This is a genomic window from Sporacetigenium sp. TC11, from assembly GCF_058146105.1.
The window spans coordinates 287,319-313,226 of the sequence record NZ_JBYVNY010000003.1 but is presented as its reverse complement, the minus strand read 5'-3'; the positions used below and the strand labels follow the sequence as shown (position 1 = coordinate 313,226).

Below are 25,908 nucleotides of genomic sequence, written 5' to 3'. Positions count from 1 at the left end.
ATATTTATTGGGGGTTGAGTTATGGACTGTATGTCTTATTATTACTTCGAGGTACATGTTTCTTGCTATATAGATGAGTGTAACTTAAATAATAAATATTGTGATAATATTTTTGGATATGAAGTCAATGAAGTTAAAAAAGGTGTAGTAAAAAGCATAGAGGAAGGATTTAATTTTACTTGCGTGATCGATAATATAAAAAGAGATATTCTAAAAGAACTAAAGTGCAATTGCGATATTAATCATTCATCTATTAATATTTGCATAAATAATGTAATAAAAATAACATCATTTGATTATGATAAAATAAAATGTAAAAGAGAACAATACGATATATGTTATGTATTAGATTGTAGCAAATACTATTGTTAATAATAATAGCTGTTGATGGTATAAAATCAACAGCTCTCTTGTAAATAGGATATAATATTTATATTTTCAGATTTCATATCTTCTTCATACCAATCTATTATCTTTTGTAATTCTAATGTATACTCTTCATAACTTAATTTATATAACATTAAATCTTCTATTAATTCTACCATATCCCAATATACGTCTACTAGTAAATCAAATTGACCTTTATTTATATTTTTAATTTTATCAAAGACATTTATTTTCCTGTTTATATCTCTTATATCATCTATATTATTAATGTCTATATCTTTTATTAATACTAGATAGTCCCTAAATATTTTCAGTATCTCTATTGAAAGATCATTTAACTCATTTTGAATATTATCTTTATTTAGTGCCTTCCTATAGTTTTCAAAATAAATTTCAATTTCAGGATTTATATCCGTAAAAGGAGGTTTTATAACATCTTTTATTATAAATAATTCTTGTAGTTCCTCATTCTCACTTAAAACTTCGTCTAAAACTAATAAATTGTAAGCATCAGCTAGTGGATCATGTACATCTCCAGTAAATTTTATATTTGCATACTCCAATAAGTTCTTTAAAGATATATAATTTATACATTTTATGCCATAATCCATATACTTTTCCTTTAGATCTATAAACATGCCTTTTATATTATTTACAAATCTAGGATGATTGTATTTATCTGCACTTCTTCTGTCTGTATGTGTAAAACAAGTTAAATCTAAGTTTCCAAAAGTGTATATCCCTTCTATATTATTTAGATTCCCTAACCATTTCTTGAAATCTCTCATAACTTTCTCATAACTTGGGGCATACTTCATATCTTCATTCCCTATACCTGTTAATTCTTGTATATGCTCATATATACCTTGATTACTTACAGTTTTTATTAGAGATTTAAAAGTATTTGTTTCTTTTGTAATCTCATCGTACATAACTGCGCCAATAGCTATTATATCTGCATTTAATATATCTCTTCTACATTTATTACTTGGCATATTCATTTCAAAATCTATATATACTTTCTTCATAATACATTCCTTTCTATATGAAGTTATTATTACTTATATTGTATCACTTTTATATTAGTTTTTTCAGTTATTTACTACTAATAATATAATTATCTCAAAATAATAAGCTAGAGATCAAAAAATCCCTAGCTTATATTACTAAAAGCTTTGTGCTAATTTTAGCTTATTTATATTTTGTTCTTGTTCTTCTAAATACTTATTTATATGTTTTATATATATATTAGTATATTCTTCTACTTTGATAATAAAGTTATCTATTATATTATCAAAAGATATACTTATATTTATCTTTTCATATATAGATCCATAATCTTTTATATGTTCTAATATGTCTATTTGGCAATATTGTTCTATTAGCCCCAATTCACGTTCTAATATATTATAAGGTACATAATCTAGCTCCTTGCAATCTATTTCTAGAGATTCCATATTTTCTTTTAATGTAGTATTTATATTTTTATTTAATATATTAAACATTCTTATGAATCCTATTTCATCCCTTGCTTTTGATAGAATGTACCTAGTGTCTTCAATGGTTTTTACACTTTTTCCTCTGAACTTATTTTGTGCCCTATTTATATTTCTTTTTACACAATGTTCAATAACGTTTAACTCTATTTTATATGAATTTATATCTTCTTGCATTTTGCTCAACATTTCTGACACAGAATCCCCCCCTTGATAAACTAAAAAAAAATAATAATAATATAATTTATTCTACTTTGTATATAATAATTCATCATACTAAATAAAAATTCCTTTAAATTAAAAGAATATTTATACAATTAAACTTTGTAATAAAAAAAATAACAACCAAGATATCTTAGTCGTTATTTTTTAATATTAGAATTTATATTAAATATTTTAAGCTTCAGCTCCTGAAAGTTCTTCTAAATCTTCTTTTTCCCATTCTAAAGCCCTTTTTACCGCTTTTTGCCATCCTCTGTATAACTTATTTCTTCTCACTTCACTCATATCTGACATAAATTCTTTATCTACATTCCACTTTGCTTTAATCTCTTCTTTACTAGACCAGAACCCAACTGCAAGTCCTGCTAAATATGCAGCTCCTAATGCAGTAGTTTCTATAACTTTTGGCCTATTTACAGGAACATCTAATATATCAGACTGAAATTGCATTAAGAAATTATTAGCAGATGCTCCACCATCTACCTTAAGAGCCTTCAGTTCTATCTTTGAATCCTCTTGCATTGCATTTAAAACATCCTTAGTTTGATAAGCTATTGATTCTAATGTAGCTCTAACTACGTGTTCTCTCTTAGAACCGCGTGTTAACCCCATTATAGACCCTCTAGCATACATATCCCAATATGGTGCACCTAGGCCTGTAAAAGCAGGAACAACATATACTCCATTTGTATCTTCTACAGAATTAGCATAGAATTCTGATTGCTCTGCATTATATACTATTTTTAATTCATCTCTTAACCATTGAACAGCGGCACCAGCTATAAATATACTTCCTTCTAATGCATACTCAACTTTTCCATCTACTCCCCATGCTATTGTAGTTAAAAGTCCATTATCTGATTTAACTAATTTTTCACCCGTGTTCATTAACATAAAGCATCCTGTTCCATAAGTGTTTTTTGCCATACCCTCTTCAAAGCATGCCTGACCAAATAGTGCTGCTTGTTGGTCTCCTGCATCTCCACTTATAGGTATTTGTACTCCATCAAATAATTCAGGAGATGTGCTTCCATAAACATAACTTGATGGTTTAACTTCTGGCAACATAACTTCTGGTATATCTAGTTCTTTTAATAACTCTTCATCCCACTTTAATTCATTTATATTGTATATCATTGTTCTTGATGCATTAGTATAATCTGTTACATGTACTTTTCCTCTTGTTAAGTTCCATATTAACCAAGTATCTATATTCCCAAATAACAGTTCTCCATTTTCTGCTTTTTCTCTAGCTCCATGAACATTATCAAGTATCCATTTTATCTTAGTTCCAGAGAAATAAGCATCTACAACTAATCCAGTTTTTTCTCCTATTGTTTTTTCTAATCCTCTATCTTTTAATTCATCACAAATAGATGCAGTTCTTCTACACTGCCATACTATAGCGTTATGTATTGGCTTTCCTGTATTTTTATCCCAAACAACAGTAGTCTCTCTTTGGTTTGTTATACCTATTGCAGCTATTTCATCTGCCTTTATGCCAGTTCTTTCTAGAACTTCTTTTACAACTCCTATTTGAGTTCCCCATATTTCCATAGCATCATGTTCTACCCAACCACCTTTTGGATATATTTGTGTAAATTCTTTTTGAGCAACTCCAACTATGTTTCCATCATGATCAAATAATATAGCTCTTGAGCTAGTAGTTCCTTGATCTAAAGACATTATATACTTTTTTTCCATAATTTCTCCTCCTCATTAATATATAAATAAAATGCTATACATTTATAAAATCGTTTTCCACAGGATTATTTTCTTTTTCTTCTATTATTTCATTTGTTAAGTAAGTTCTGATACCTTTTTCATAAATGAATCCACCTATATATGCCCCTATAATAGGTCCAACAATAGGTACCCAGAAATAATTGTTTATTCCAAGGGCAGTGCTTCCCCATCCTGACATTAATGCAAATAACTTAGGACCGAAATCCCTTGCTGGGTTCATTGCAAATCCTGTTAAACTACCAAAACTTGATCCTATAATAGCAATAGTTAAACCAATCATTACTGGCGCTAAATTTGACTTTGGAGCTGCTGAGTTTTTCTCATCCCCTACTGCAAATATTACCATAACTAAAAACATCGTTATAACTATCTCTACAAGCAGAGCTTCAAAGTTGTTTAAATATGATTTTGGATAAGTTGAAAATATTCCTGCACTAGCTAAACTTTCAATTTTACCTCTAACTATGTTGTTAGCTGCTTCAAATTCTAAAAAAGCATCTTTATATAACATATAAGTAGTAGCAGCACCTGCAAAACATCCTAATATTTGTGATACTATATAAGGAATTATTTTATTTTTAGGGAAGTCCCTAAATGCGGCAAGTGCTAATGTAACAGCAGGATTTATATGTGTTCCAGATACAGCTCCTGTAAGGTATATGGCCATTGTAACTCCTAGCCCCCATATGACACTTATTTCCCATTGAGTTACTGTAGCACCATTTAAAACTAAAGATGCAACACATCCAGCCCCTATAAATATCAAAATCCAGGAACCGATAAATTCAGAAATACATTCTCCTAGCAAAGTTTTTTTCATACTCAATTCTCCTCTTTTCTTTATTACAAAAAAAGAAGAGCACGTTAATACTTAAAGTATAAACGGCTCTCTCTTCTCCTGCCAAATTAATTAAATTTATATACATTATACTATATAATAAAACTATTTTCAATTTAATATAAAATATTTTTTAAATCTTCAGAATATTTATTCCCATAAATACAATTTACTTGTAGATACTGATAATGCTCCACTTTTTAAAACGTCCATTACCTCAGCCTTAGTTTCTATAAGCCCACCTACTATTATAGGAATATCTACATTATCTCTTATTTTTTTAATAACCTTAGGCATTATACCTGGCATTAGCTCTATAGCATCAGGAGTAACTTTATGTAAACTTTCTATTATATTATTAAGAGATATAGAATCTAATACAAAGAATCTCTGTATTACTTTTACATTTTTTTCTATAGCCCTTTTTACTATATTTGTTTTAGTTGTTATTATGCCATCTACACTTGAATTTTCAGTTAGATAATCTATTATTATAGGATTTGGTGAAATTCCAGTTATCATATCTAAATGTACAAATACCCGTTTATCATTTTTTGTAGCTAAATCTATATTATATTTTAAATTCAATATATCTCCATAAAGTAAAAATATAACTTCGCAGTCTGAATCTATAGCTTTTTTAAGTTGTTCATAATTTTTTACTGCAGCTATAATAGGATTATCTTCAAGTAATTGTCTCAAGTGTACACCCCCAATTTTTCTATTTATATTGTTTTATGTATTTTAATATTAACATATTTCTACAAAATATTCTATATAAGTATACACTAATTAAATATAAATGCATATAATTAATATCTATATTATAATAATATATATATTATTACAATACATTATATATAAGAAGGGATTATATAAGATGATATATGAAAATAACCTATTGTTTTTATTTTATTTGTTTTTTAATATCCTAGCTTTTATTATTTATAAGATAGACAAAAACAATGCAATTAGTCATAAGTGGAGAATTTCTGAAAACAAATTAATTTTTTTTGGAATAATAGGACCATTTGGAGCTTATACTGGCATGAAGGTTTTTCATCACAAAACCCGTAAGACAAAGTTTAAGATTTTAATTCCTTTGTTTTTAATTATTCATATAGCTTTTGTATTATATTACTTTAAATTAATATAATTTTGTAATAAAAAAGCAGGAAACTAATCCTGCTTTTACTCTTTATTTTCATGATCATAAAAATCTAAAAATGAATATTTCTCTCCATCTTTTTGCCAACCTAATATAGCATCCATATTTACATTTTGAGCTGCTTTAAAAATAGATTTTTCTACATCTTGGAAATTAGGTTTTAATTGATTAATTAAATCCTTTATCTCATGTCTTTTATTGCCAGTCTTTTTAGCAGCAACCATACAAGCACAGTTCAAAGGCCATATACCGCTGTTTTGTATAAAACGTATAATATTTTCTTCTCTAACATAGTATAACGGACGTATTAATTCTAACCCTTCAAAATTTGTTGCATGTAATTTTGGAAGCATAGTTTTAAAATTACCTGCACATAGCAAATTCATCATAGTTGTTTCTATAACATCATCAAAATGATGGCCAAGGGCAAGTTTATTACACCCCAACTCCTGAGCCTTATTATAAAGTGCTCCTCTACGCATTCTGGCACACATATAGCAAGGATAATCTTGAGCTATTCTATCTGCTACCTCGAAGATCTGAGAATCGAACAAATGTATCGGTATATTTAAATACTCGCAATTGTCTATTAGCAATTGTCTTATATCTTTATGATATCCTGGATCCATGGCTATAAACTCTAGTTCAAAATTAATTTGCCCGTGCCTTTTTAATTCTTGAAATAACTTAGCCATAAGCAAACTATCTTTACCTCCAGATATAGCTACAGCTATTTTATCTCCTTCTTCTACTAAGCTAAAATCTTTTATAGCTTTTATAAATTTAGACCATAAATGCTTTCTATATTTTTTTATAACACTTTTCTCAATATCCTTAAGCGGTTGTCTTTCATCAAAGGGAACTATAATTTCACAGCCCTTTCCAGCTAAATTGCTCATTTTATCACCTCGGTTTTATATTTATAAATGAAATTACTATATATATTTTACATTACACATGAAACTTATTTTATCATAAAATATATTATTTTCAACAATTAGTTACAAACTTATCATTTTAATTTTTTTGTACAAAGCTGTAACAAATTTGTCCTATTCTCATAATCTATTATTAGGTAGCTAGTCTACTTAATATCAGCAAGGAGGAATAGACATTGAAATATAATAACCATCAATGTAATACATGCGGAACTGGCAATAATAACTTAGCCAGACCATTTGTAGAAAATCAAGTTTTTGATAAAATGTATGATCCTAAAACAGCGTTAAAATGTGGAACTATATTCCCAGAATTATATCTTTTATACCAACACCCATTCCCAGAAATATATCTTAAAGATTCTAACTACAAGAATAAAAAGAATGGGGGGAGATAATAATGGCTGCTATGAATAGATGTGAATTATTGAAAAAAATACAACAAATTGAATTTGTATGTTTAGATATGAACTTATATCTAGATACTCATCCTGATGATAAAAATGCGCTTGCGACTTTTAACTCATTTGCAAATCAGCTTGCTCAATTAAAATGCACCTACGAAAGTTATTATGGCCCATTATTAAACTTTGGCTTTTCTCTAAGTAAATATCCTTGGCAATGGATAGAAGAGCCTTGGCCTTGGGAACCAGAATATTATCATAATCAATAAATAGGAGGGTCAAAGTTTTATGTGGATTTACGAAAAGAAATTACAACATCCAGTTAATATAAAATGTAAAGATATAGAAATGGCTAAATACCTTATAACTCAATTTGGAGGACCAGATGGAGAACTAAGTGCAGCTATAAGATATTTAAGTCAAAGATATACAATGCCTACTGGAAAAGGAAATCCTTTACTGTCTAAAACCATATATGTATTAATTGAAATAGTTTATATCTACATTTAAATAATTTCAGAGTTAATTATCTTTTATTTAATTCTTATGTCTATATAATTCTATTAAATATGTTAAGTTATCTTACTATAGTTTTGTTATACTATTATTAATATAAATAATTCAGGAGGGAATCTATGAAACTGCAGAGATATACTAGATATACAAGAGAAAATGTACATGATATATTTTCACCAGATACTCCATTTTCACCTGGAACAGGTACATGGGGGCTTCAGGGTATAATTAGTTATGGAACTGATAAAAGCAACTTTGTGTTTTTTGTTACTTTAGAAAAAGGCCGTACACATAATCAATATAATTATAATGACTCAATATCTGAATCTGGTGTCTTAACATGGGAAACTCAAAACAAGCATGATTTACATAGCCCTACTGTTATTAAATTTATTGATCATGATTCTGATTTAAATGATATTCATTTATTTGTTAGAAAAAATAAAAGTGAAAAAGACTATATATATTTAGGAAGATTATCCTATTTATGTCACGATGCTACAAGTAGTAATCCCGTACACTTTAAGTGGAAAATAATAGATTGGGATCTAGATATAAATAGAGCAACAAAACTAGATCTTTCTTTATCTGATATAAAAAACCAACATAATCCCTTTGCTCAAAATGCTAATAAAAACTCTTTAACTTTAGTTACCGCCCCTAAAACTTTCCCTTCAAGTAAACAAGGTCTTCCACGCGATGATTTTCAAAGAATCGATATAGACTTTGATGAAAAAAATAAATCAAATACAATTAACGGTAACTGTGGTGAAGAACTTGTTATAAAATATGAGAAAGAAATGCTAATTGCCGCTGGCAAAATTTTATTAGCAAATAAGGTGGAATCAAGTCGCGACAAATATGGAAATGCTGCAAGATTTGATATCATTTCCTATAGCTTGGATGGTAGGGAAAAATATATCGAAGTTAAAACTACAAAAGGTAATATTTATTCTAAATTTTACGTTTCTAGTGGTGAAGTAAATTTTTCTAAAAAATACTCGGATCAATATTATTTATATAGAATTTATGATTATGACAAAACTACTAACTCCGGAAAGCTTTTTATAAAAGAAGGCTCCCTCGTTTCTTATTGTGATTTAAAGCCTACTAGCTTTGAGGCTACAATAAATAAATAGATAAATAAATAGAAATCTCCTTTACTAAAAATTAAAAAGCTTCTTGTTATCAAGAAGCTTTTTAAGCAAATATTTCTTTGTACTTATAGTACCATTCTGTATTCCATTCATTATCTATGCATAATTGTAATAACTGATCCTCATCTTGTATACCTGCACGGGTTATAATCGCATGAGTAGTATGATTTACTATAAGTCCATTTTCTACATTGTCATATAACATCGGAAATATAGAATAACTCCTTATATGAGAAAACTCACTATATTCTAATATATCATCGGTCAACTCATCATATTCTATTGAGTATTTATTCATTCTTTGTTTCTTTAAATTTTTCTTCGTTTCATCCATTAACTTATTATACTTAGCTGCTATAAGCTGAACCTTGTCTGAATCTCTTATGTTTTTACTAACCTGTTCTGAATATTCTAGATAATTTCTTCTTGATCCTACGCCTGCTTCTTCAATTTTTTTATATAAAATTTCCGCTATTTTATATACTCTTATATATTGTCTATTATCAAAATAAGTCTTGTCCATCTCTGGTATAAGCTCAGCATAATATCTTGCACTCGCCTTATCTGTTCTCAGTATACTATGTAGTTTATCAGTGCTAATCCAGAGATAACCTCTTTGATCAATTATAGTAGAACCTTCCCATGCATTATTTATTTCAGTAACAGTGTTTAAATTCATATTTTCTTTTTGTATTGGCCTAGAATAATCAGTGCCTTTGAATGGTGTATAGTTATTCGTTGGGTAATTATAATTATACATCTTTTGTCATCCCCTTATATATCTGATTTATCTTTTCCATAGCTTCTTCTGATTTAGGATGTTTACATTTATCTGGATGAATTATTTTTGCTATACTATCTCTCCATTCCCTTGCCTTTTTTTTATCATAGTAATGACCTTTATTTACATTTAGCTTTCTTAGTCTAATCTCACCATCTAATTCTAATAAATAATATATTAGTTCAGCTTCTTTTGAATAAAAATATTGGTTCTTAGATTTAGATAGATAAACATAATTCTTTATCATAAAAGACTTTATATTTTGTATACCCTTGTATATTGATTCCCAGCTTGACCCATCTATATTGAATAAATTGGTACTTTCTGAATTAATTTTCTCGGCTACTTCTTCAATAGTTCCTAATTGTTTCAATTCATCTATTGATTCTACTTTTAACCACTTCATACTACTCCTCCTTATATAACGCTATAGCTAAGATTTTATCCTGTTTATTATAAAATAATTCATTTATGATAATTTAGAACTAATTAAACTAATATATAAAATATATTTCAATAAAAATCTAACTACATAAAAATGACGCGCCAATTCATCATTATCACGCGTCATTCAAAATATTTTCTTATTTTGCTTCTTCCTCTACAAGAGACAAGATCTGCTTTAGTATTTCATATACTTCCACACCATTTATCTTATTTTTAAATGTATATTTTTTAAAATAATTATAATGTGATTTTGTATCTTCAAGTGCATCTACAATTTCTTCTTTGCTAGACTTGTCAATTAATTTTTTAAATTTATCATATTGATTTTCGAAATACGAACTATGATTTTGTTGTTCTATTTTATATTGTGCATATCTGTAAAAACAAAGTAATGAATCTTTTATTACTTCGATATCGTGAGCCGAGTTAATAATATCCTTCAATTGGTCAATATCTATATCATTACCTATGTCTTTATAATTATTTTCATTTATATATTTTAAACTAAATCCATTATCTCTATAGTTATTAATTTCATAAATTACATCTTCTAACTGAAGTTCCAATCCAAGGTCTATATTTTTACTACTTTCAAGCAAACTGCTTAATTGTTTATATCTGTCTATGTACTCTTCATTCTTACCAATTCTTTTTAATATTCCTGCCTCTTTAGTGCTTTCTATAATAAATCCATTCCATAATAATATATCAACCTCTTGACTATAGTCTTTATCTACATATGTAGGTTTAGTTAAATTACTACTTCCAATTAAAGCTATACTTGGTCTTAATCTTTTATTACTATTAGTAAATTTAATAGCTAACTTTTTATGGTATTGTCTATATCTTACTCGGTTATATATATTTTCATCTTTAATAATTACTTTTATTTTTATATCTGAAAATTCCTTTTTTATAGATAAGGCAGCATTTATATAGTCATCATAGTAGATTTTATTACTTCCTATTATAATAATTTCTTTATCTCCATCACTTTTCCACTTATTAAGATTATCTATAAATGACTTATCTATAGAGTATGATCCACTTATTACTTTTGAATCTAAATATCCATACCCTAATATAAGCTTTTCTCCTTCATATTTTAGAACTTCGTGTATACCTCTTTTAAATAAACTTTTACTTCCCATTCTATTCAATACAGCATATCTCATATAATACCTCCGCTAATCTTCTATATAGTCATAAACCAATACTTTTTCTTGATTTGTTTCTATAATAGATTTTAACAGGCTTTTATTATCCTCAGAGGTTTCGTTCTCATATATATGATGTATACTATCCAAATCAATTTTCAGTAAATCAACTCTTTTATCTTCTATTAAAAAATCTATTATACTCTTTTTACTATATTTACTTCTATCATTAACGTATTTTCTATAGTGACTCATAGCATCACTATTATTTGCTAGATACTCTAATAATCGCTTCCCTTCTATTAAATCCAATACTTCCTTGTACTCACTTTTTACTAATTTGGTAATAAAATCTTTGTTGAGACTTTTATTATTTTTGAATTCTATTTTTACAGAACAATAGTCTCCTTCAAAGTAATCTAATTCTGTATTTTCTAGGTATTTAATAATTATATTATCTATATGTCTCTGCTTCCTGTCTAACTCTTCTTTATATTCTCTAATTTCTACATAATGATCTACTAATTTTTTATTTATATCGATGAAACCATCTTTATTATAATTTAAATTTTCATTTGTATATTTATCTTCACTCATATAACTCCTCTAAATCGATTATTATATAATTCATTTATATATCAAAGACTAAATTATTCAGTTCATTCTTAATGTTTCTCCATTGAGGTATATATAAATCCATATAAGCTATAAATCTTTCTCCATGATTCGGTTCTAATAAATGAACTAATTCATGAACTATAACATATTCTAAACAACGAGTTGGCTTCTTAGCTAACTCAAGATTTAACCATATACGTTTAGCTTCTATATTACAACTTCCCCATTTTGTTTTCATCTTTCTAACATTCCAAGAGCTAACTTCTACACCTATTGCATTTTGCCATTTCTCTATTATTGGCATTATATCCTTTTTTAGTTGCTCTCTATACCATTCGATCATAACTTTTTCTCTTTGTTCTTTAGTACTATCTACTCTTACATAAAGATCTATATATTTCTTATTTCTTATTTCCAATTTATTCCTATTTTTAGTCTCTACTATATTTAATAAATATCTACTACCTTTAAAATAATGACTTTCTCCTGAAATATATTCTCGCTCTGGCTGCCTCTCCTGCTTTTCAAATTTTAGTTTTTGCTTCTTTATCCAAGCTATTTTTGATATAGCAAACATACGAACAGCCTCATAGTCAAATCTTAAAGGAGCAGCGATACGTACTCTACCTTCAGGCGGATATACTGCAAGGTGTAAATTTTTAATATTTTTTCTAATTACGTCAATTTCTATATCGCCTATACTAATTTTATGCATATTAATATTCTCCTTGCTCTTTAACTATTTCTAGTATAAAATCTACCTTTTCCTCATTTTTCATATATTTTTTTATAGCATTTCGTACTGCTTTTGTTTTAATCTTATTTCCTCTCCATCCATCCAGCTTAGATTTGCATACTTCATTATGAATAACCAAAGCTAAATCTTCATTTCTATCTAAATTATCATATAAGGCCATCAAACACTTTTTATTTATAGATTTTGGGTAGTCTTTTGATCCTTCAATTTTCTTAACTTTCTTAGATAACTCTATTATTTCTTTTAAATATTGCTCATAATTTTTCACTTGTTCTTTACGTTGTTGAATTAATTCATCTAGCAATTTTGACATTTTTTCATAATACTTTGGATTTGTAGGTGTTTCATCTATTATTGCTCTACGCACATTATTTTCAATAGTTTCTGCAACTGATTCTTTATTCTTTTTAATTCCCTCAGGCAAATGGTTAATTGCATCTTCGCCACGTTCTATAATCAACTCAATTAATGACATATCATCAAAGGCAGAAATCTTTTCACTATCACTTGCATCTATATATGAATCAATTAAATGTCTCATAGCAGGCTCATACAACTTTAAATCTATGTGATCTCCACTAGCTAGTTGCACTTCTTTTCTTACATTATCATAGTGTCTAACTTTATTTTGTATTAATTTAGCTTCTTCTAAAGTATATCCTGCTTGCTCCATTTCATTAGCTATATTAGCATAAGCTCTTATTAATTTAGCAGTAAACTTATATAAATTTTTTCTCTTTTGCTCATTTAACTTTAATTCTTCTTCATTTTCTGTATTTTTGCTAGCGAAGTAATGTCTATAATTAATAGTATCTTTTGGAGGTTCTACTGGTTCGCATAAAGCGCTTATACTTTCTAAAGCCATATCTAATTTTTCTTTGCCCTTTTCTAATCTATTTTTTAATAAACCTTCAATATCTTCTTTTTCATAGTCACTAAATACCTCTGATGTATAATCTGAAATAGACTTCTCCAGACTTTTAAATAAATCTTTATAGTCTATTACGCATCCATACTCCTTGTCATCATTATCTAATCTATTAACTCTACATATAGCTTGGAACAACCCATGATCTCTCATTTTTTTGTCTATATAAAGATATGTTGCAGATGGAGCATCAAACCCTGTAATTAACTTATTTACTACTATTAACAATTTCATTTGAGCAGGTTCTTTTATAAACTTCTTTTTAACTTCTTCTTCAAAGTCTTCTGGAGATTTTCCATTTAACATTTTCATATAAATCTCATATTTTTTTACTTTATCTGTAGTAGATTCATTATCTATACTTTCACCTTTTTGGTCACTAGCATTTGGTTTATATGATGTTATCATAGCACACTTCTTAAATCCGCTATTTTGGAACATCTCATAATACTTACACGCCTCGTATATACTTCCAGCAACTAGCATTGCATTTCCTTTACCATTTTGTAATCTATCTTTTGTTCCCATATCGAATAATATATCTGCAACTATTTTTTCTAGTCTAGACTTAGAACTTAAAACACTTTGCATAGTTCCCCATTTTTGTTTTAATTTTACTTTAGCTATATCTGTTAAACCTCTAGTTTTTACTTCAAACCATTGATCAACTTTATCTTGAGATATGATATTTTGATCAATATTTCTAGCTTCATAGCGTAAATCTAACACTACTTCGTCTATTACAGCTTCATCAAACTTATATGTATGAATATATTTCCCAAATATCTCTATACTTGTCTGTTTATCTTTTTTCAACAATGGAGTGCCTGTAAATCCTATAATTACTGAATCACCTAATATACTTTTCATTGCTTGATGTAATTTTCCACTTTGAGTTCGATGACACTCATCAACAAATATGTAAACATCTCCTTTAACTTTGAAGTCCTTAGGTAAATTGTTTTTAATTTCCTCTATATACCCCTCATAATCAACTTCATCATTTTCTCTATTTTTAAACTTATGTATTAGTGAACAAATCAAATTTGGTGTAGTAGAGTTTAATGTATATATTAAATCTTTTCCACTTTTAGTTCTATATATATCTTCCTCTATGCCCATGAATACTTTCTCTATCTGCTTATCTAACTCATCTCTATCAGTTATAATAAGTACTCTCGAATTATTTATATTTTCTTTTATCCACTTTGCAAGCCATACCATAGTCAAACTCTTACCACTACCTTGAGTATGCCAAACAATTCCACCTTGCCTTTTATTTAAACTTTCTTGCGCTGCCTTAACTCCAAAGTACTGATGAGGTCTACATATCTTTTTTATTCCTCTATCATAAGCTATGAAGTTATGAATTATCTCTACAATTCTCTCTTTGTTACATATTTGCTCAATATGTCTATCTAGTACATTTTCTGTGTCCCTATCTTCTTTCCATGTAAGATAGTATTTTTCTGGTGTTTCTATAACTCCATAACGAATACCTTCAGTATCATTACCTGCCATTACAAGTTGTATAGTAGTAAAAAAATTTTGTATAAAACTATTTTTTTGATTATCTAAATTTTGTCTTATACCTTCAGATACAGAAACAGTGCTTCGTTTAAGTTCTAATACTCCAATAGCTATTCCATTTATATAAAGTACTATATCAGGACGTTTCGTATTTTCGCCTTTTACTGTAACTTCTTCTGCTATGCCAAATTTATTATTTGATGGTTTTTCCCAATCTATAAAAAATACAGTTTGTTTATTGTGACTTACACCGGTCTTGACCTTTACACCATAGCGTAATAAACTATATATTTCTTTATTTACGTCATATAAACTTTTACTTTGATTGGTTGCAACTTGAACAAACTCATAAATAGCTTTATCTATAAGTTCCTTATTATATCCTCTTTTTGTTAGATATTTTTTTAATATATCTTCTTCAACATTACTATTATTTCTTTCATGCCAGCTACCTAAATAATCATATTTAAGCTGATCTCTAAATAATTTAACTATTCTATTTTGTGTAATACGCTCTTTTGCGCCTACATTACTCACTTTATATCAATCTCCTTTTACCTATTAAAAGTTCTTGCATCATTCCTTGTTTTATATTTTTGTATTTATTTAACTTTTTCTCAATTAATTCTATTTCTTTATCCATAGCAGATAAAATTCTAGATATTTCTATTTGTTCACTTATGTTAGGCTTTTTGAATTCAATCGATAAAATATTTTTAGAACTCAAACTTGGTACTCCTGACGCTTCACTATAGGATAACCAGTCTATCATACAAAATAAATAGTACATGAATTTCGGATCTACCGATTCTTTTAATTTCGTATAAAATAATGTATCAATTGTCCAGAATGGAGTATCTATATATCGTGGTACATTAATTGTTCCTTTTCTTCCTATTAATACAGATGGCTTATCATATAGAAAACTATTGCTTTTTCCAATCACTCCACCTGTACCTAAAATAGGGTATTTACCATTGTTAACTTCTACATTATGCTGAATTTTTCCATGAGCAATTTCTAATACGTCTCCAAATCTAACAAGATTCCACTTATCATTAAATCCATCTAACCTCTTTGTACCTGTAAGGAGTGCCTGCATTGTTCCTTCTTTTATCTTATTCTTCTTATCTATTAACTTTTCTATTGATATAACAAGGTTATCTATGTCAGAAAGGCATCTACCAATTGCCTTTTGCTCATCAATACTTTTAGGTAATGCTATTTGAAATTTAAATACTTCATCTAATGTAATACTCGCTTGATTTGCATTACCTCTAAATATTTTTTCTATATGATTTAAATACCTTTTAGTTTTTAAATTATAATATAATAACATTTGTAAATATATTCTATTATCCTTAGTTCTAAGTAAAACTGCATTTTGATTTAACAAACTTCCTTCATATTGTTTGTCAACTTTAATAACTTTTCCGACCATTGAATCATACATGGGAGGTTTAGATCCAACAGTCGATAAAATTATATCTTCCTCTTTTAGCTGCCACTTGTTATATAAATTTATATTATCACTGCTTATAAATATGGGATTTTCATCTTTTATTGAGCTATGTGTAGTATCACTCACTCTTATTATCCGAGTTCCATAATTTGTATAGTCAGATGATTTAAATGCATAGCCTTTTGTGTAATTAACAATATCTCCAATTGTATATACGTCCCAGTCAATAGGTGTAATACCCACATCAGTATTTTTATACCCATCAGGAATTCTTTTATTTATTACCATGTAAATCCCATCCTTTTTAAGTGATCTTCAACTTTAATGGTTAATCCTTCTACGTCAGATTCTATCATAAGAATAGTCTCCTCATATCTATTAGCAAGTTCTATAATTCTTTCTGAAAGTTTTTGAGATAACTCATCCAATAATACTTCTATATCATCATATACTTTTCTAAACCATTTATCATTTATAACGATTTCTTTAATTTCTTCTTCTGTTAATTCACTATATTTTTTAATAACCATCTTCTCTAATTTTATTTTAGATTCTTTAACTTCCTTATCAATAGATGATAACTCTGATATTAAATTTCCGTATAAGTTAAGTACTCTAAGCTCATCAGCATAGTCAGGTAATTTTTTTATTTGTTTTATGCGACTCTCCAAGTTTTTCTTGGTAACTTTATTATCAATTATTACTTCAGAAAGTAAGCCTTCCTCATCCCCATGCGCTTCTATGAATTCCTCTTGTTTTTTAATAATTTCATCTTTTTTATGTTGAAGGATATCTATTTTATTCTGATCTTGTTTAAAATATTTTTCGACTATTAAACTTGAAGGAATTATTCTACCTTCAAATCCCTTTGGCTTTTCTGATTTCTTTATCGTTCCATCTTTCTTTTTTGATTCTGAATATATCCACTCAAATTCCTTAGCAGATTCCCATCCATCTGTAGTAATGACATATACATCATCCTGCATTACTTCATTCCAGTATGTCATTAAGCATTGGTATACATCATAATAATCAACTAACTCAACATCTTTAAAAGTATCTAATACGTCCTCTGATATAATTTTGATAAATTCTTTATGGTTATTAGTATTTGATAAGTTTTCTAGCAAATACTTATTGTTGTTTCTCCACGCATCAAAGGCTGAATAAAATTTTTGTTGATGACTTTTGAATTCTATATGATTGAATATTGTACTTCTTATATCTTCTTTTTTTATTGCTAAATAAGAATAGTTTTCTCTATTACTTTTAATAAAAATTTCTGCTTTCAAATTTGGATATACATTCCAATACTCTTTCAAACTATCAATATCTGATTTAGGTATGCCTCCAAGTAAGTGCGCTGATATATCTTGTAAATCTTCATCTTCGCTAGATTCAATATATCGTGGTATATTAAGGTTGTATTCATTATCTTCATTTGATATCTCTGTTCTCGGAACCATGCGGCTGTATTTAGGTATTTCTATAGTATTATTAAACACATCAACTATTTTGTGGATATCTTGTTCTCTTAATCTATTCTTATTTCCATCCTTAACAAAACCTTTACTTGCATCTATAAAGAATATACCTTTTCTAGCTTCTGCGTTTTCTTTATCAAGCACTATTATACACGCTGGAATACCAGTTCCATAAAACAAGTTAGCTGGTAATCCTATAATACCTTTTATAAGACCCTTTTTAACAATATTTTCACGTATTTGAGCTTCAATATTACCTCTAAAAAGTACGCCATGAGGTAAAATAACGGCTGCTTTACCATCACCCTTTAGAGATTTGATTATATGTAACAAGAAAGCATAGTCACCATTTTTTACTGGAGGAATCCCATATCCATCAAAACGTTCATATATATCGTGTTCTGGATTGATTCCATTACTCCATGATTTAGTTGAGAATGGAGGGTTTGCTACAACAAAATCAAAAGTTTTCAGCTTTCCATTTTCTATAAAATGTGGACTAGCTATTGTATTATCTTGCCATATTTCGGCCATTGGTTGATTATGTATTATCATATTCATTTTAGCAAGTGCAGCTGTAGAGTTATCCATTTCTTGTCCATATATACTAATACCATTAGGTGCTTTATCTGCGGCTTTTAATAGCAATGACCCGCTCCCACAAGTTGGGTCATACACAGTCTGTTGCTGACTTGTAGATTTATCTATTCCAACAATTTTTGTAAGTATTCTAGATATTTCAGCAGGTGTATAAAATTGTCCCTTACTTTTTCCTGATTCTGTAGCAAAATGTCTCATTAGATACTCATAGGCATCTCCTAAAATATCATCACCTTGAGCTTTGTTTTTACTGAAATCCAACTTATCTTCAAATATAGCTACAAGTTTTGTAAGCTTATCTTGCATTTCTTTTCCCTTACCTAATTTATCAGGATCATTAAAATCTGCAACATCTATTATTCCTTTAAGATCATTAGCCTCAGCAAGCTTAGCTATTATCTTATTTATTCCATCCCCAATATCTTTTTTACCTTTAAGAGCCACCATATCGTCGAAACTTCCACCTTCAGGTACTTCAATTAATGAATCTGGATCGTTTTTATATTTATCTGTTACATATTTTACAAACAGTAGTATCAATACATAATCTTTATATTGAGATGCATCCATCCCACCTCTTAATTCATCACAGCTTTTCCAAAGTGAGCTGTACAATTCACTTTTTTTGATTGCCATAGTTTTCTCCCTTTCTTATCTAAAGTTATTATTTATCAAATTTTACAGGTCCATATATATTTTATTAGAATATAACTTTCATAACTTAAATTATATTATTAAGCACACATATAATCAATCTGAACAAGATTCTATGTAAAATTAACATATTAATATATGAAGTATAAAACTCATAAAAATAATATATAAACGATTAAATGTCTCTAAATAATATATAAATGAAAAGACGTGACTGATTGTTACGTCTTTAATCCTCATACCCGCATAAACTCAAACCTGAATCTATAGCTTCTTGCTTTGTACCTTCAAATATTTTACTCGCGCTAGATAATCCTCTACATTCTTTATTAAAATGGTACTTAGTACCTGTTCTTGTAGTATAAACTATATCCTTAGCATTATTAGGGCTATTACTAAGAGCTTTAGATTCATATACACTCATATCGTATTTATCACCTTTATTAGTTGCATAACCTTCTTTTTCCCATATGTTTGATTCATTATATTTTACATTTTCTTCAGCTTCACTTAAAATATCTAAGTGCTTTCTACTCCCATATATATATGCAACTTTAGCAAGAGAAGCTAAAATAATTTCTCTATTATATAACTTTAAATCTCCGTTTTTTTCATACCATATATAGCCTAAAAGTCTGTCGTACTTATCTCTATTTTCTACATCTGGCTCTATATAAACTGTTTTATTATTTAATTCTTTATAAGCAAAGTTTGAAGCTTCAGATCCGAACTTCTCATTTTTTTCAGGTGTATTAATAAGTAGTATTCTTATTGATTCTACATCTCCATTTTCAAATTTAACTTTTACAGTATCACCATCTATAGGATCTACAACTATACCTTTTCTAGCATTTTTAGGTATACTATAAGCTACATTATTTTGAGGTTCTTTCTCTGTATTAGATGGTTCTTCTACTATAGCTTCTTCTGATTCTTCATTATCTAATGTATTTTCATTATTAGTTATTTCAACAGTAGTAGTATTATTACTTTGGTCATTATATATGTCTATATCCTCTGTTGAGCAGCCAGTTAGATTTAATCCAAGTATTATAGTTAATATAAACAATAAATCCTTAAACTTTGTTATCACAATCTCTCCCCCTTAAAATAATCTATAAATACTTTCATTTATATTATATATTTTAATCATAAAAAAAGAGTAGCATATTCTACCCTTTCATTATACAAAAAATTACTTCTATATCTCAGATACTATTTTTCGTATTTGTACTTCACTTACATTAAACTTTCTTGCAAGTTCTTTATAATTCCCACCATTAAAACTTTCTCTAATAACTCTATTTCTAATAGGTTTAACAAGTGAATTTTCTGTAGGTATGTATAGCGAACTACCTCCACATAATTTGCATATTTTAATAAAGTCATCTATTCCTATTTCATCAACTATGTCTATAAATGAAGTCGGTATATCTTCTTTAGTTAAATACTCCAACATATTATCACCCCTACTAATAAAAAATAAATAAAGTAAAAACGGAGCTTATCTATAGTAAATATCTATTAAAATCGCCTATATTAATTATACCATTTAATGGAATAATTAATATAATATTGTTTTTTTAGATCTACCAATTGAACTTATTTTAATAATAGTTAATATAGTATATATGATAAAGACCATCATAAATACTATATATTTATTTATATTAAAACCTTTGATAATCGCCGCACAATAACAAAGAACGTTATAGTGATAGTTTTATCTTTCTTTCATCATTTTCTTGTAAGAGTTACTTTGTATTAGACCTCCCCTCTGTCGGTCTTGGCTTATCTTTTATTTTAGTTAAGGTCTAGTATCTATAGTTTCAATACAACCCTTTTCAAGGTAAGTATCATATCTTTCAGAAAGGATAGAAGCTTGCAGCTTCTTTTATTGTGGCCCCCCATACAAATATAATACCTCAATCTCCTCTTTTAAGACCTTGATATACCTAGAATTTATAACTTATTTGTTATATAATGTGTTACTTATGTCTGAGGTTATAATAATAATAGCCCTCTATTGAGGGCTATTTGCTAATTTAAGTATTATTCTATGTCTTCTATAGTATCTATATCAGTTTGCTTTATGAAGTCTTTTAATCTTAATTGTAGACTATCTATGATTTCATGAGTATAGTTTATATATTTTTTTCGGTTAGCTTGTAAAGCTGGATTTTCAAATAACCTCAACAAGTCATTTATATCATATCTTATATCTTTCATTGCATTACTTATTAAGCTGTTATGATTTGGCGCTTTACATATCATGCTTAACATCTCCTTATATTTAATTTATTTATAACGGTATCGTTAACAAAGTTACTTGTATAGTGATTTATATTCTATTTATAGATTGATTTAATAGCCCTCATATAAGGGCTAAAAAGGTATATATTTTAAGTCTATAAGCATACTATCCTCCCTTTTGTTAACCGCCTTATTCATAAGCTCCATATCATAATTATTATATTGTTCTTCAAATAAAGCCCATAATTCTTCTTCGTCATACTCTTCAACTATTGAAATTCTCTGCTCTTTTCGATATTCTTCTTCCAGTCTTAACATCTCTTCAAAATACTCTTCACTATCAAATAACTTTGTCATTTTATACACCCCTTACTGATTTTATCTAGTACTATTTTTCCCCTGTAACCGTTGTAATATGTGCGTTACAAGGAAAAATATATATAAATATAATGCATAATAATTAGCGATATGAGGAAAAATAAGTACATAAAATAAAACAAATATATAGGAGGAATAAATAATGACAGTAGAAAAAGTAAGTAAGGACTCATGTATAATAAAAACAAATAGAGGACAAGCAAAGGAACTCTTCGATGAAATCACAGATGTATTAGAAATCATAAGAAAACAAGGCCATATAGTAACTAGAACCATGGAAGATACAAAAGCTCCAGAAGGAAAAGTAAAATATCTAGTAAACGGTATGAGTATAACAAAGGTAAAAAATCTATTAGAAAAAATAATAAAAGCTGCAATGGTAGGAGCATAACAAAAAGCCCCAAGGTAAATCCTATGGGGCTATATTTTTGTCTAAAAATCTTGTAAGTAAATATGCAAAGCCTATATAAAACTTTAAAATCAGAACCACTAAGATCCAATAATCATATTACGTTGGAAAAAGTATAATAGGACACTAACACATCCGACGAAAAATAATACCCTTCCCACTATAAGCAAATGGTGAACAGCACTTCACTTTTGGCACCTATAAAATCCTTCGTTGCCCCATGAAAATATGGATTCTAGAGCCAAAGGAATGAACGGAAGGGCATAGCAGAGCAACGGTTTTATGCCCTGGAGTGGGCTAACTACTTTAAAATACCTTTATAATGTGAACCAATCCAGCTAAGTGTGCGTTCTTTGCACTCTTAGCTACATCTCGCTAAAATAAAAATAAAGGTATCTTGTCTGCAAGAGATGATACCTTCCTTAAGCATGTTCTTCATTGAAATTCTTTTAGATAAACTAAGCTCTTAGTACTTATGAACGGAGCTTGTGGCCGATTGCTCTTTATCGGGTGTTGCGAAATGAATATGTACGTTAACTCTACTAATTATATATTCTATGTAAACTAGCTTATTATAGTATGTATGAGTGTTAGTTCCAGGTGCTCTTTCCTGGACTATAATCGAAGTAATACTATTATAAGCGGATAACAAAATCATCTTAACTATGCTGCTTCTATATTTAGTAGTGTTGATAATAAGATTATTCCAAGTACATCTACTAATTATATTTTAAATATAATAACTCTTTTATATTATCAATAACATTGCCTATTAAATTTGTATATCTACTATTATATTTCTACAATGTTTTCTTTAGATTTAATAGCATTTTTAAATCTTTTTTCTAATTTTAAACTTTTTAAAGTATTACTAGATATTTTTATTGATCCCCCATCTAATTTTGTTACCCAGAATTCTAATTCATTATTATTATTAAACATATTGTAACCTACTATATTATATCCCCCATGCTTTGTTGTAATCCACATCATTATTCATCTCCTCTTATATTTATTTTTATCTAAAATAAGTATCTCCTGAAACTTTATACCCCTGTAGTTCACTTATTATGTAAGGACTAGGTTTATATTCATTACAATATGATTCTATTTTATAATTAAAACAATCTCTTCTATAAAAACAAGTTGCACATGTATCATTTTTTTCTATTCTTTCTATAATATACTTATTAATTGCAAAATCTTGATATGGAACCATTATACAATACCCCTTTTCAAAATTAATTTTTAATATGAGATTTAAGACTATTTAAAATTCAAAAATAAATTTGTATAAATTTTGTATTTAATACTAACTTAATCAAATATACTCAATTGTCTGAAGTCACGTTTTTCTTCGTATTCTATCCACCCTTCATATGGGTTACTTAATTTTTGATTACTATTTGATGATAAACTTATTTGTTCACTATAACTATCAGGGTATTTTCCTGTAGTTAACCATTCATTGTATATACTATTCGTTACTTCAATTTCATTTAAGATATTTTTTATGTATTCTCTAATACCTGTATACCCCTTTTTTATCCCTTAATATAGTCGCTTATATCAACAGCATCAATTATAGCTTGAATTTCTAAGTCTCCTAATTTAGCTAATTCAAGTTCTACTATATGAAGTATATAGTTTATAACATCTAACTTTTCGCTTGTATCTCGTGAGTTTAGAATATCTACAGTTAATTTATAGCTTGAATACATCCCATTAACGAATTCTTTTTGTACAACACCACTTATCGCATCATCATATGCATAAGTTTTCTCGTATATTATTCTACCTAAAGTAGTTTCTAGCATGTTTTTAACCTTTAGAAAGGGTAATTCTCTATTTATAACCATATTCCTATACCCCTTTTATTTTTATAATTTATTTATATATCGAAACTGTCATCATACTCTAATAATTCTTCAGCCGTAAATAATGGATTAAGTGGATATTTTGCAAGTGGTTCACTTCTTTCCCCATCCTCTTCTATATCAAAAAACTCATCCATGTAATACTCACTATTTTTATATGTATATAATTCATCGCATCCATAAGGTAGTATTCCTCCATTGATAGAAACCTTACAATCATTATTAATAATATCAATAGACCAATGCTTTGCCATTTCTTTATTTTTACCTTCTGTAATTCTGAGATTTATATCTATATAATCATTGCTATTTATCACGATTTCTATATTGTTATCTAAATTCATAGTAAAATATTTAACTCCATCTTCGTTGTGTTCATTTAATCTTATTTCTTTTGGCTTATAACTTATTTCTTGAGCAAAAGAATTAGTATCTATATAAATCCTCATAGCCTGTTTCATTTTAACACTTTCATTAAAGCATTCTGTTATAAAATCTACAGCTTGTTTGTATGTAGTAAGAACTTGGACTGATGAACGGTCTTCACCGTCTACAAATCTATTAAACTTTATTTTAGAATCAGCCAGATGTTCTAGTATTTCTCGTCTTATTAGATTTCTCATGAAGTCACTTGGCTTTATGTTTCTTTTTAAACAAATTTGATTAATTGCATCTTTTTCATCATCTGGTAATCTTACTTGCATTTTTGAATCTAAATTAGTGTTTTCAGGTTCATAAGGGAACATTCTACCTTCGTCATCAATCAATACATTGAATAGCTTATTATTTTTATTTCCATCTTTTTTTATAATTTTTTCTTCTTTTACTATGTTATATATTCTTTTTATTCTTGGTATCTCACTCTCAAGCATTATATAATTTATAGAACCCTCTCCGTAATAATCTTTTTCCCTATCAAGAACTCTGCGTTCAAACTCTATATGTAAAACTTTTTCTTCTTCTGATAAACTATTAAAGTTTTCTTCTAACTCCTTAGCATCTCGATCTCTACGCTCTAATGATTTTTTGCGGGACTCATCAGAAAATCCAAGTGATTTCATCATTATATTAAGTTCGCTTTTTTCTTCAACTGCTTTTTCTCTTAAACGTTTTTTTCTACCCACTTCCTTTGTTTCTTCTAGCTTATCTAAATATTCTTTAACTCTATCTCTCATTACCAACACCCCTTTATTTATTATTTATATTTGTAGTATAATACATATTTGTATCACAATCAAGTGTTTTTTATAATATTTGTACTACAAATATATTTAGTAATATTATAGGCTAATTTTTGTATTTTATACATAGAAGTTTATGTGTTGTATATTTAAGCTCAATACTTTATTAAAACTTTGATATTCTCATATTACTAACTAAATATGCACTCTTAGCGATATCTCTCAAAATAAAAATAAAGGTATCATATCTAGCAGGTATGATACCTTTATTTTTATAGTTTTTATTGAATTTCTTTTGATGAACCAAGTTCTTAATACTTATGAATGAGGCTTGTGGTCGATTGTTCTTTATCGGGCGCTGTACAATGAATATGTACGTTAAATACTATCAACTATCTAACCTAGATGGCTAGCTTACTATAGTATGTATTAGTGTTAGTTCCAGGCACTCTTTCCTGGGCTATAAGTGGAGGAATACTATTATAAGCGGATTAAGAAAATAGTATTAAGGATATAAAAA

Annotated in this window: 29 protein-coding genes; 7 read left to right on the top strand and 22 right to left on the bottom strand. The window is 28.1% G+C overall.

Going from position 1 to position 25,908, the window contains the following annotated elements; all coding sequences use genetic code 11:
* Positions 1 to 21 precede the first annotated feature (21 nt).
* Positions 22 to 372: a hypothetical protein gene (locus ACUSRV_RS07510; RefSeq protein ID WP_490141315.1), complete on the top strand. Its 351-nt coding sequence runs from the start codon at positions 22 to 24 to the stop codon at positions 370 to 372.
* 26 nt (positions 373 to 398) lie between these two features.
* Here ACUSRV_RS07510 and ACUSRV_RS07505 read toward each other — a convergent pair whose 3' ends face one another.
* The 5 genes from ACUSRV_RS07505 to ACUSRV_RS07485 all read right to left on the bottom strand — a co-directional run bounded on the left by ACUSRV_RS07505 (position 399) and on the right by ACUSRV_RS07485 (position 5,391).
* On the bottom strand, positions 399 to 1,415 hold the full coding sequence (locus ACUSRV_RS07505) for an exonuclease domain-containing protein (RefSeq protein WP_490141314.1): 1,017 nt from the start codon (positions 1,413 to 1,415) through the stop codon (positions 399 to 401).
* Positions 1,416 to 1,553: 138 nt separating this feature from the next.
* Complete coding sequence (locus ACUSRV_RS07500; RefSeq protein ID WP_490141313.1) at positions 1,554 to 2,081, bottom strand: hypothetical protein; 528 nt, start codon at positions 2,079 to 2,081, stop codon at positions 1,554 to 1,556.
* 198 nt (positions 2,082 to 2,279) lie between these two features.
* Positions 2,280 to 3,809 carry a glycerol kinase GlpK gene (glpK, locus tag ACUSRV_RS07495; protein WP_490141312.1) on the bottom strand — a complete coding sequence of 510 codons (1,530 nt, stop codon included), beginning with the start codon at positions 3,807 to 3,809 and terminating at the stop codon, positions 2,280 to 2,282.
* Positions 3,810 to 3,843: 34 nt separating this feature from the next.
* Complete coding sequence (locus ACUSRV_RS07490; RefSeq protein ID WP_490141311.1) at positions 3,844 to 4,671, bottom strand: MIP/aquaporin family protein; 828 nt, start codon at positions 4,669 to 4,671, stop codon at positions 3,844 to 3,846.
* 168 nt (positions 4,672 to 4,839) lie between these two features.
* The gene (locus ACUSRV_RS07485; RefSeq protein WP_490141310.1) at positions 4,840 to 5,391 is read right to left on the bottom strand and encodes a glycerol-3-phosphate responsive antiterminator; all 552 of its coding nucleotides are present in this window, start codon (positions 5,389 to 5,391) and stop codon (positions 4,840 to 4,842) included.
* 100 nt (positions 5,392 to 5,491) lie between these two features.
* Between ACUSRV_RS07485 and ACUSRV_RS07480 the strand changes: the two genes are divergently transcribed.
* Positions 5,492 to 5,845, top strand: a complete 354-nt coding sequence (locus ACUSRV_RS07480) for a DUF1294 domain-containing protein (protein WP_490141309.1) — start codon at positions 5,492 to 5,494, stop codon at positions 5,843 to 5,845.
* Positions 5,846 to 5,880: 35 nt separating this feature from the next.
* Here the strand turns inward: ACUSRV_RS07480 and ACUSRV_RS07475 are convergent, their stop codons facing one another.
* Positions 5,881 to 6,756: a tRNA 2-thiocytidine biosynthesis TtcA family protein gene (locus tag ACUSRV_RS07475; protein WP_490141308.1), complete on the bottom strand. Its 876-nt coding sequence runs from the start codon at positions 6,754 to 6,756 to the stop codon at positions 5,881 to 5,883.
* A 215-nt stretch (positions 6,757 to 6,971) separates the two neighbouring features.
* On the opposite strand from ACUSRV_RS07475, the gene ACUSRV_RS07470 reads away from it, so the two are divergent.
* From ACUSRV_RS07470 to ACUSRV_RS07455, 4 genes are all read left to right on the top strand, one after another.
* The gene (locus ACUSRV_RS07470) at positions 6,972 to 7,193 is read left to right on the top strand and encodes a spore coat associated protein CotJA (protein WP_490141307.1); all 222 of its coding nucleotides are present in this window, start codon (positions 6,972 to 6,974) and stop codon (positions 7,191 to 7,193) included.
* A gap of 2 nt (positions 7,194 to 7,195) precedes the next feature.
* On the top strand, positions 7,196 to 7,468 hold the full coding sequence (locus tag ACUSRV_RS07465; RefSeq protein WP_490141306.1) for a spore coat protein CotJB: 273 nt from the start codon (positions 7,196 to 7,198) through the stop codon (positions 7,466 to 7,468).
* 19 nt (positions 7,469 to 7,487) lie between these two features.
* Complete coding sequence (locus tag ACUSRV_RS07460; protein WP_490141305.1) at positions 7,488 to 7,709, top strand: manganese catalase family protein; 222 nt, start codon at positions 7,488 to 7,490, stop codon at positions 7,707 to 7,709.
* Between the two features lie 125 nt (positions 7,710 to 7,834).
* On the top strand, positions 7,835 to 8,854 hold the full coding sequence (locus ACUSRV_RS07455) for a DUF3427 domain-containing protein (protein ID WP_490141304.1): 1,020 nt from the start codon (positions 7,835 to 7,837) through the stop codon (positions 8,852 to 8,854).
* 61 nt (positions 8,855 to 8,915) lie between these two features.
* On the opposite strand, the gene ACUSRV_RS07450 is transcribed toward ACUSRV_RS07455, so the two are convergent.
* The 12 genes from ACUSRV_RS07450 to ACUSRV_RS07395 form a co-directional block, all read right to left on the bottom strand.
* On the bottom strand, positions 8,916 to 9,632 hold the full coding sequence (locus ACUSRV_RS07450; protein ID WP_490141303.1) for a hypothetical protein: 717 nt from the start codon (positions 9,630 to 9,632) through the stop codon (positions 8,916 to 8,918).
* Positions 9,625 to 10,059: a hypothetical protein gene (locus tag ACUSRV_RS07445; protein ID WP_490141302.1), complete on the bottom strand. Its 435-nt coding sequence runs from the start codon at positions 10,057 to 10,059 to the stop codon at positions 9,625 to 9,627. Before ACUSRV_RS07445 ends, ACUSRV_RS07450 begins: the two co-directional genes overlap by 8 nt.
* A 178-nt stretch (positions 10,060 to 10,237) precedes the next feature.
* Positions 10,238 to 11,275: a hypothetical protein gene (locus ACUSRV_RS07440; RefSeq protein WP_490141301.1), complete on the bottom strand. Its 1,038-nt coding sequence runs from the start codon at positions 11,273 to 11,275 to the stop codon at positions 10,238 to 10,240.
* 12 nt (positions 11,276 to 11,287) lie between these two features.
* The gene (locus ACUSRV_RS07435; protein WP_490141300.1) at positions 11,288 to 11,854 is read right to left on the bottom strand and encodes a hypothetical protein; all 567 of its coding nucleotides are present in this window, start codon (positions 11,852 to 11,854) and stop codon (positions 11,288 to 11,290) included.
* Positions 11,855 to 11,888: 34 nt separating this feature from the next.
* Positions 11,889 to 12,590, bottom strand: coding sequence for a M48 family metallopeptidase (locus ACUSRV_RS07430; RefSeq protein WP_490141299.1), 702 nt, complete (start codon positions 12,588 to 12,590; stop codon positions 11,889 to 11,891).
* Position 12,591: 1 nt separating this feature from the next.
* On the bottom strand, positions 12,592 to 15,627 hold the full coding sequence (locus ACUSRV_RS07425; RefSeq protein ID WP_490141298.1) for a type I restriction endonuclease subunit R: 3,036 nt from the start codon (positions 15,625 to 15,627) through the stop codon (positions 12,592 to 12,594).
* Between the two features lies 1 nt (position 15,628).
* Positions 15,629 to 16,840: a restriction endonuclease subunit S gene (locus ACUSRV_RS07420; protein WP_490141297.1), complete on the bottom strand. Its 1,212-nt coding sequence runs from the start codon at positions 16,838 to 16,840 to the stop codon at positions 15,629 to 15,631.
* Positions 16,834 to 19,272, bottom strand: a complete 2,439-nt coding sequence (locus ACUSRV_RS07415) for a type I restriction-modification system subunit M (RefSeq protein ID WP_490141296.1) — start codon at positions 19,270 to 19,272, stop codon at positions 16,834 to 16,836. The genes ACUSRV_RS07420 and ACUSRV_RS07415 overlap by 7 nt, the downstream gene beginning before the upstream one ends.
* A gap of 247 nt (positions 19,273 to 19,519) precedes the next feature.
* Positions 19,520 to 20,383, bottom strand: coding sequence for a thermonuclease family protein (locus ACUSRV_RS07410; RefSeq protein WP_490141295.1), 864 nt, complete (start codon positions 20,381 to 20,383; stop codon positions 19,520 to 19,522).
* 108 nt (positions 20,384 to 20,491) lie between these two features.
* A complete protein-coding gene (locus ACUSRV_RS07405) occupies positions 20,492 to 20,749 on the bottom strand; it encodes a Mor transcription activator family protein (RefSeq protein ID WP_490141294.1) in 258 nt (85 codons plus the stop codon).
* 593 nt (positions 20,750 to 21,342) lie between these two features.
* On the bottom strand, positions 21,343 to 21,564 hold the full coding sequence (locus tag ACUSRV_RS07400) for a hypothetical protein (protein ID WP_490141293.1): 222 nt from the start codon (positions 21,562 to 21,564) through the stop codon (positions 21,343 to 21,345).
* A gap of 111 nt (positions 21,565 to 21,675) precedes the next feature.
* Complete coding sequence (locus ACUSRV_RS07395) at positions 21,676 to 21,900, bottom strand: hypothetical protein (RefSeq protein ID WP_490141292.1); 225 nt, start codon at positions 21,898 to 21,900, stop codon at positions 21,676 to 21,678.
* A 163-nt stretch (positions 21,901 to 22,063) separates the two neighbouring features.
* Between ACUSRV_RS07395 and ACUSRV_RS07390 the strand changes: the two genes are divergently transcribed.
* Positions 22,064 to 22,312 carry a hypothetical protein gene (locus ACUSRV_RS07390; RefSeq protein WP_490141291.1) on the top strand — a complete coding sequence of 83 codons (249 nt, stop codon included), beginning with the start codon at positions 22,064 to 22,066 and terminating at the stop codon, positions 22,310 to 22,312.
* Positions 22,313 to 23,122: 810 nt separating this feature from the next.
* On the opposite strand, the gene ACUSRV_RS07385 is transcribed toward ACUSRV_RS07390, so the two are convergent.
* The 4 genes from ACUSRV_RS07385 to ACUSRV_RS07370 all read right to left on the bottom strand — a co-directional run bounded on the left by ACUSRV_RS07385 (position 23,123) and on the right by ACUSRV_RS07370 (position 25,382).
* On the bottom strand, positions 23,123 to 23,323 hold the full coding sequence (locus ACUSRV_RS07385) for a hypothetical protein (RefSeq protein ID WP_490141290.1): 201 nt from the start codon (positions 23,321 to 23,323) through the stop codon (positions 23,123 to 23,125).
* A 25-nt stretch (positions 23,324 to 23,348) separates the two neighbouring features.
* Positions 23,349 to 23,549 carry a hypothetical protein gene (locus tag ACUSRV_RS07380; protein ID WP_490141289.1) on the bottom strand — a complete coding sequence of 67 codons (201 nt, stop codon included), beginning with the start codon at positions 23,547 to 23,549 and terminating at the stop codon, positions 23,349 to 23,351.
* Between the two features lie 325 nt (positions 23,550 to 23,874).
* Positions 23,875 to 24,189, bottom strand: coding sequence for a hypothetical protein (locus tag ACUSRV_RS07375; RefSeq protein ID WP_490141288.1), 315 nt, complete (start codon positions 24,187 to 24,189; stop codon positions 23,875 to 23,877).
* A gap of 32 nt (positions 24,190 to 24,221) precedes the next feature.
* A complete protein-coding gene (locus ACUSRV_RS07370) occupies positions 24,222 to 25,382 on the bottom strand; it encodes a hypothetical protein (RefSeq protein ID WP_490141287.1) in 1,161 nt (386 codons plus the stop codon).
* Positions 25,383 to 25,908: the final 526 nt, after the last annotated feature.

Coding starts and splice junctions, on each gene's coding strand:
- ACUSRV_RS07385 (WP_490141290.1), bottom strand. CDS start 23,323: ATGATGTGGATTACAACAAAGCATGGGGGATATAATATAGTAGGTTAC.
- ACUSRV_RS07440 (WP_490141301.1), bottom strand. CDS start 11,275: ATGAGATATGCTGTATTGAATAGAATGGGAAGTAAAAGTTTATTTAAA.
- ACUSRV_RS07475 (WP_490141308.1), bottom strand. CDS start 6,756: ATGAGCAATTTAGCTGGAAAGGGCTGTGAAATTATAGTTCCCTTTGAT.
- ACUSRV_RS07510 (WP_490141315.1), top strand. CDS start 22: ATGGACTGTATGTCTTATTATTACTTCGAGGTACATGTTTCTTGCTAT.
- ACUSRV_RS07465 (WP_490141306.1), top strand. CDS start 7,196: ATGGCTGCTATGAATAGATGTGAATTATTGAAAAAAATACAACAAATT.
- ACUSRV_RS07450 (WP_490141303.1), bottom strand. CDS start 9,632: ATGTATAATTATAATTACCCAACGAATAACTATACACCATTCAAAGGC.
- ACUSRV_RS07370 (WP_490141287.1), bottom strand. CDS start 25,382: ATGAGAGATAGAGTTAAAGAATATTTAGATAAGCTAGAAGAAACAAAG.
- ACUSRV_RS07405 (WP_490141294.1), bottom strand. CDS start 20,749: ATGTTGGAGTATTTAACTAAAGAAGATATACCGACTTCATTTATAGAC.
- ACUSRV_RS07420 (WP_490141297.1), bottom strand. CDS start 16,840: ATGGTAATAAATAAAAGAATTCCTGATGGGTATAAAAATACTGATGTG.
- ACUSRV_RS07395 (WP_490141292.1), bottom strand. CDS start 21,900: ATGACAAAGTTATTTGATAGTGAAGAGTATTTTGAAGAGATGTTAAGA.
- ACUSRV_RS07430 (WP_490141299.1), bottom strand. CDS start 12,590: ATGCATAAAATTAGTATAGGCGATATAGAAATTGACGTAATTAGAAAA.
- ACUSRV_RS07415 (WP_490141296.1), bottom strand. CDS start 19,272: ATGGCAATCAAAAAAAGTGAATTGTACAGCTCACTTTGGAAAAGCTGT.
- ACUSRV_RS07375 (WP_490141288.1), bottom strand. CDS start 24,189: ATGGTTATAAATAGAGAATTACCCTTTCTAAAGGTTAAAAACATGCTA.
- ACUSRV_RS07460 (WP_490141305.1), top strand. CDS start 7,488: ATGTGGATTTACGAAAAGAAATTACAACATCCAGTTAATATAAAATGT.
- ACUSRV_RS07480 (WP_490141309.1), top strand. CDS start 5,492: ATGCATATAATTAATATCTATATTATAATAATATATATATTATTACAA.
- glpK (WP_490141312.1), bottom strand. CDS start 3,809: ATGGAAAAAAAGTATATAATGTCTTTAGATCAAGGAACTACTAGCTCA.
- ACUSRV_RS07445 (WP_490141302.1), bottom strand. CDS start 10,059: ATGAAGTGGTTAAAAGTAGAATCAATAGATGAATTGAAACAATTAGGA.
- ACUSRV_RS07400 (WP_490141293.1), bottom strand. CDS start 21,564: ATGATATGTAAAGCGCCAAATCATAACAGCTTAATAAGTAATGCAATG.
- ACUSRV_RS07505 (WP_490141314.1), bottom strand. CDS start 1,415: ATGAAGAAAGTATATATAGATTTTGAAATGAATATGCCAAGTAATAAA.
- ACUSRV_RS07390 (WP_490141291.1), top strand. CDS start 22,064: ATGACAGTAGAAAAAGTAAGTAAGGACTCATGTATAATAAAAACAAAT.
- ACUSRV_RS07455 (WP_490141304.1), top strand. CDS start 7,835: ATGAAACTGCAGAGATATACTAGATATACAAGAGAAAATGTACATGAT.
- ACUSRV_RS07380 (WP_490141289.1), bottom strand. CDS start 23,549: ATGGTTCCATATCAAGATTTTGCAATTAATAAGTATATTATAGAAAGA.
- ACUSRV_RS07435 (WP_490141300.1), bottom strand. CDS start 11,854: ATGAGTGAAGATAAATATACAAATGAAAATTTAAATTATAATAAAGAT.
- ACUSRV_RS07490 (WP_490141311.1), bottom strand. CDS start 4,671: ATGAAAAAAACTTTGCTAGGAGAATGTATTTCTGAATTTATCGGTTCC.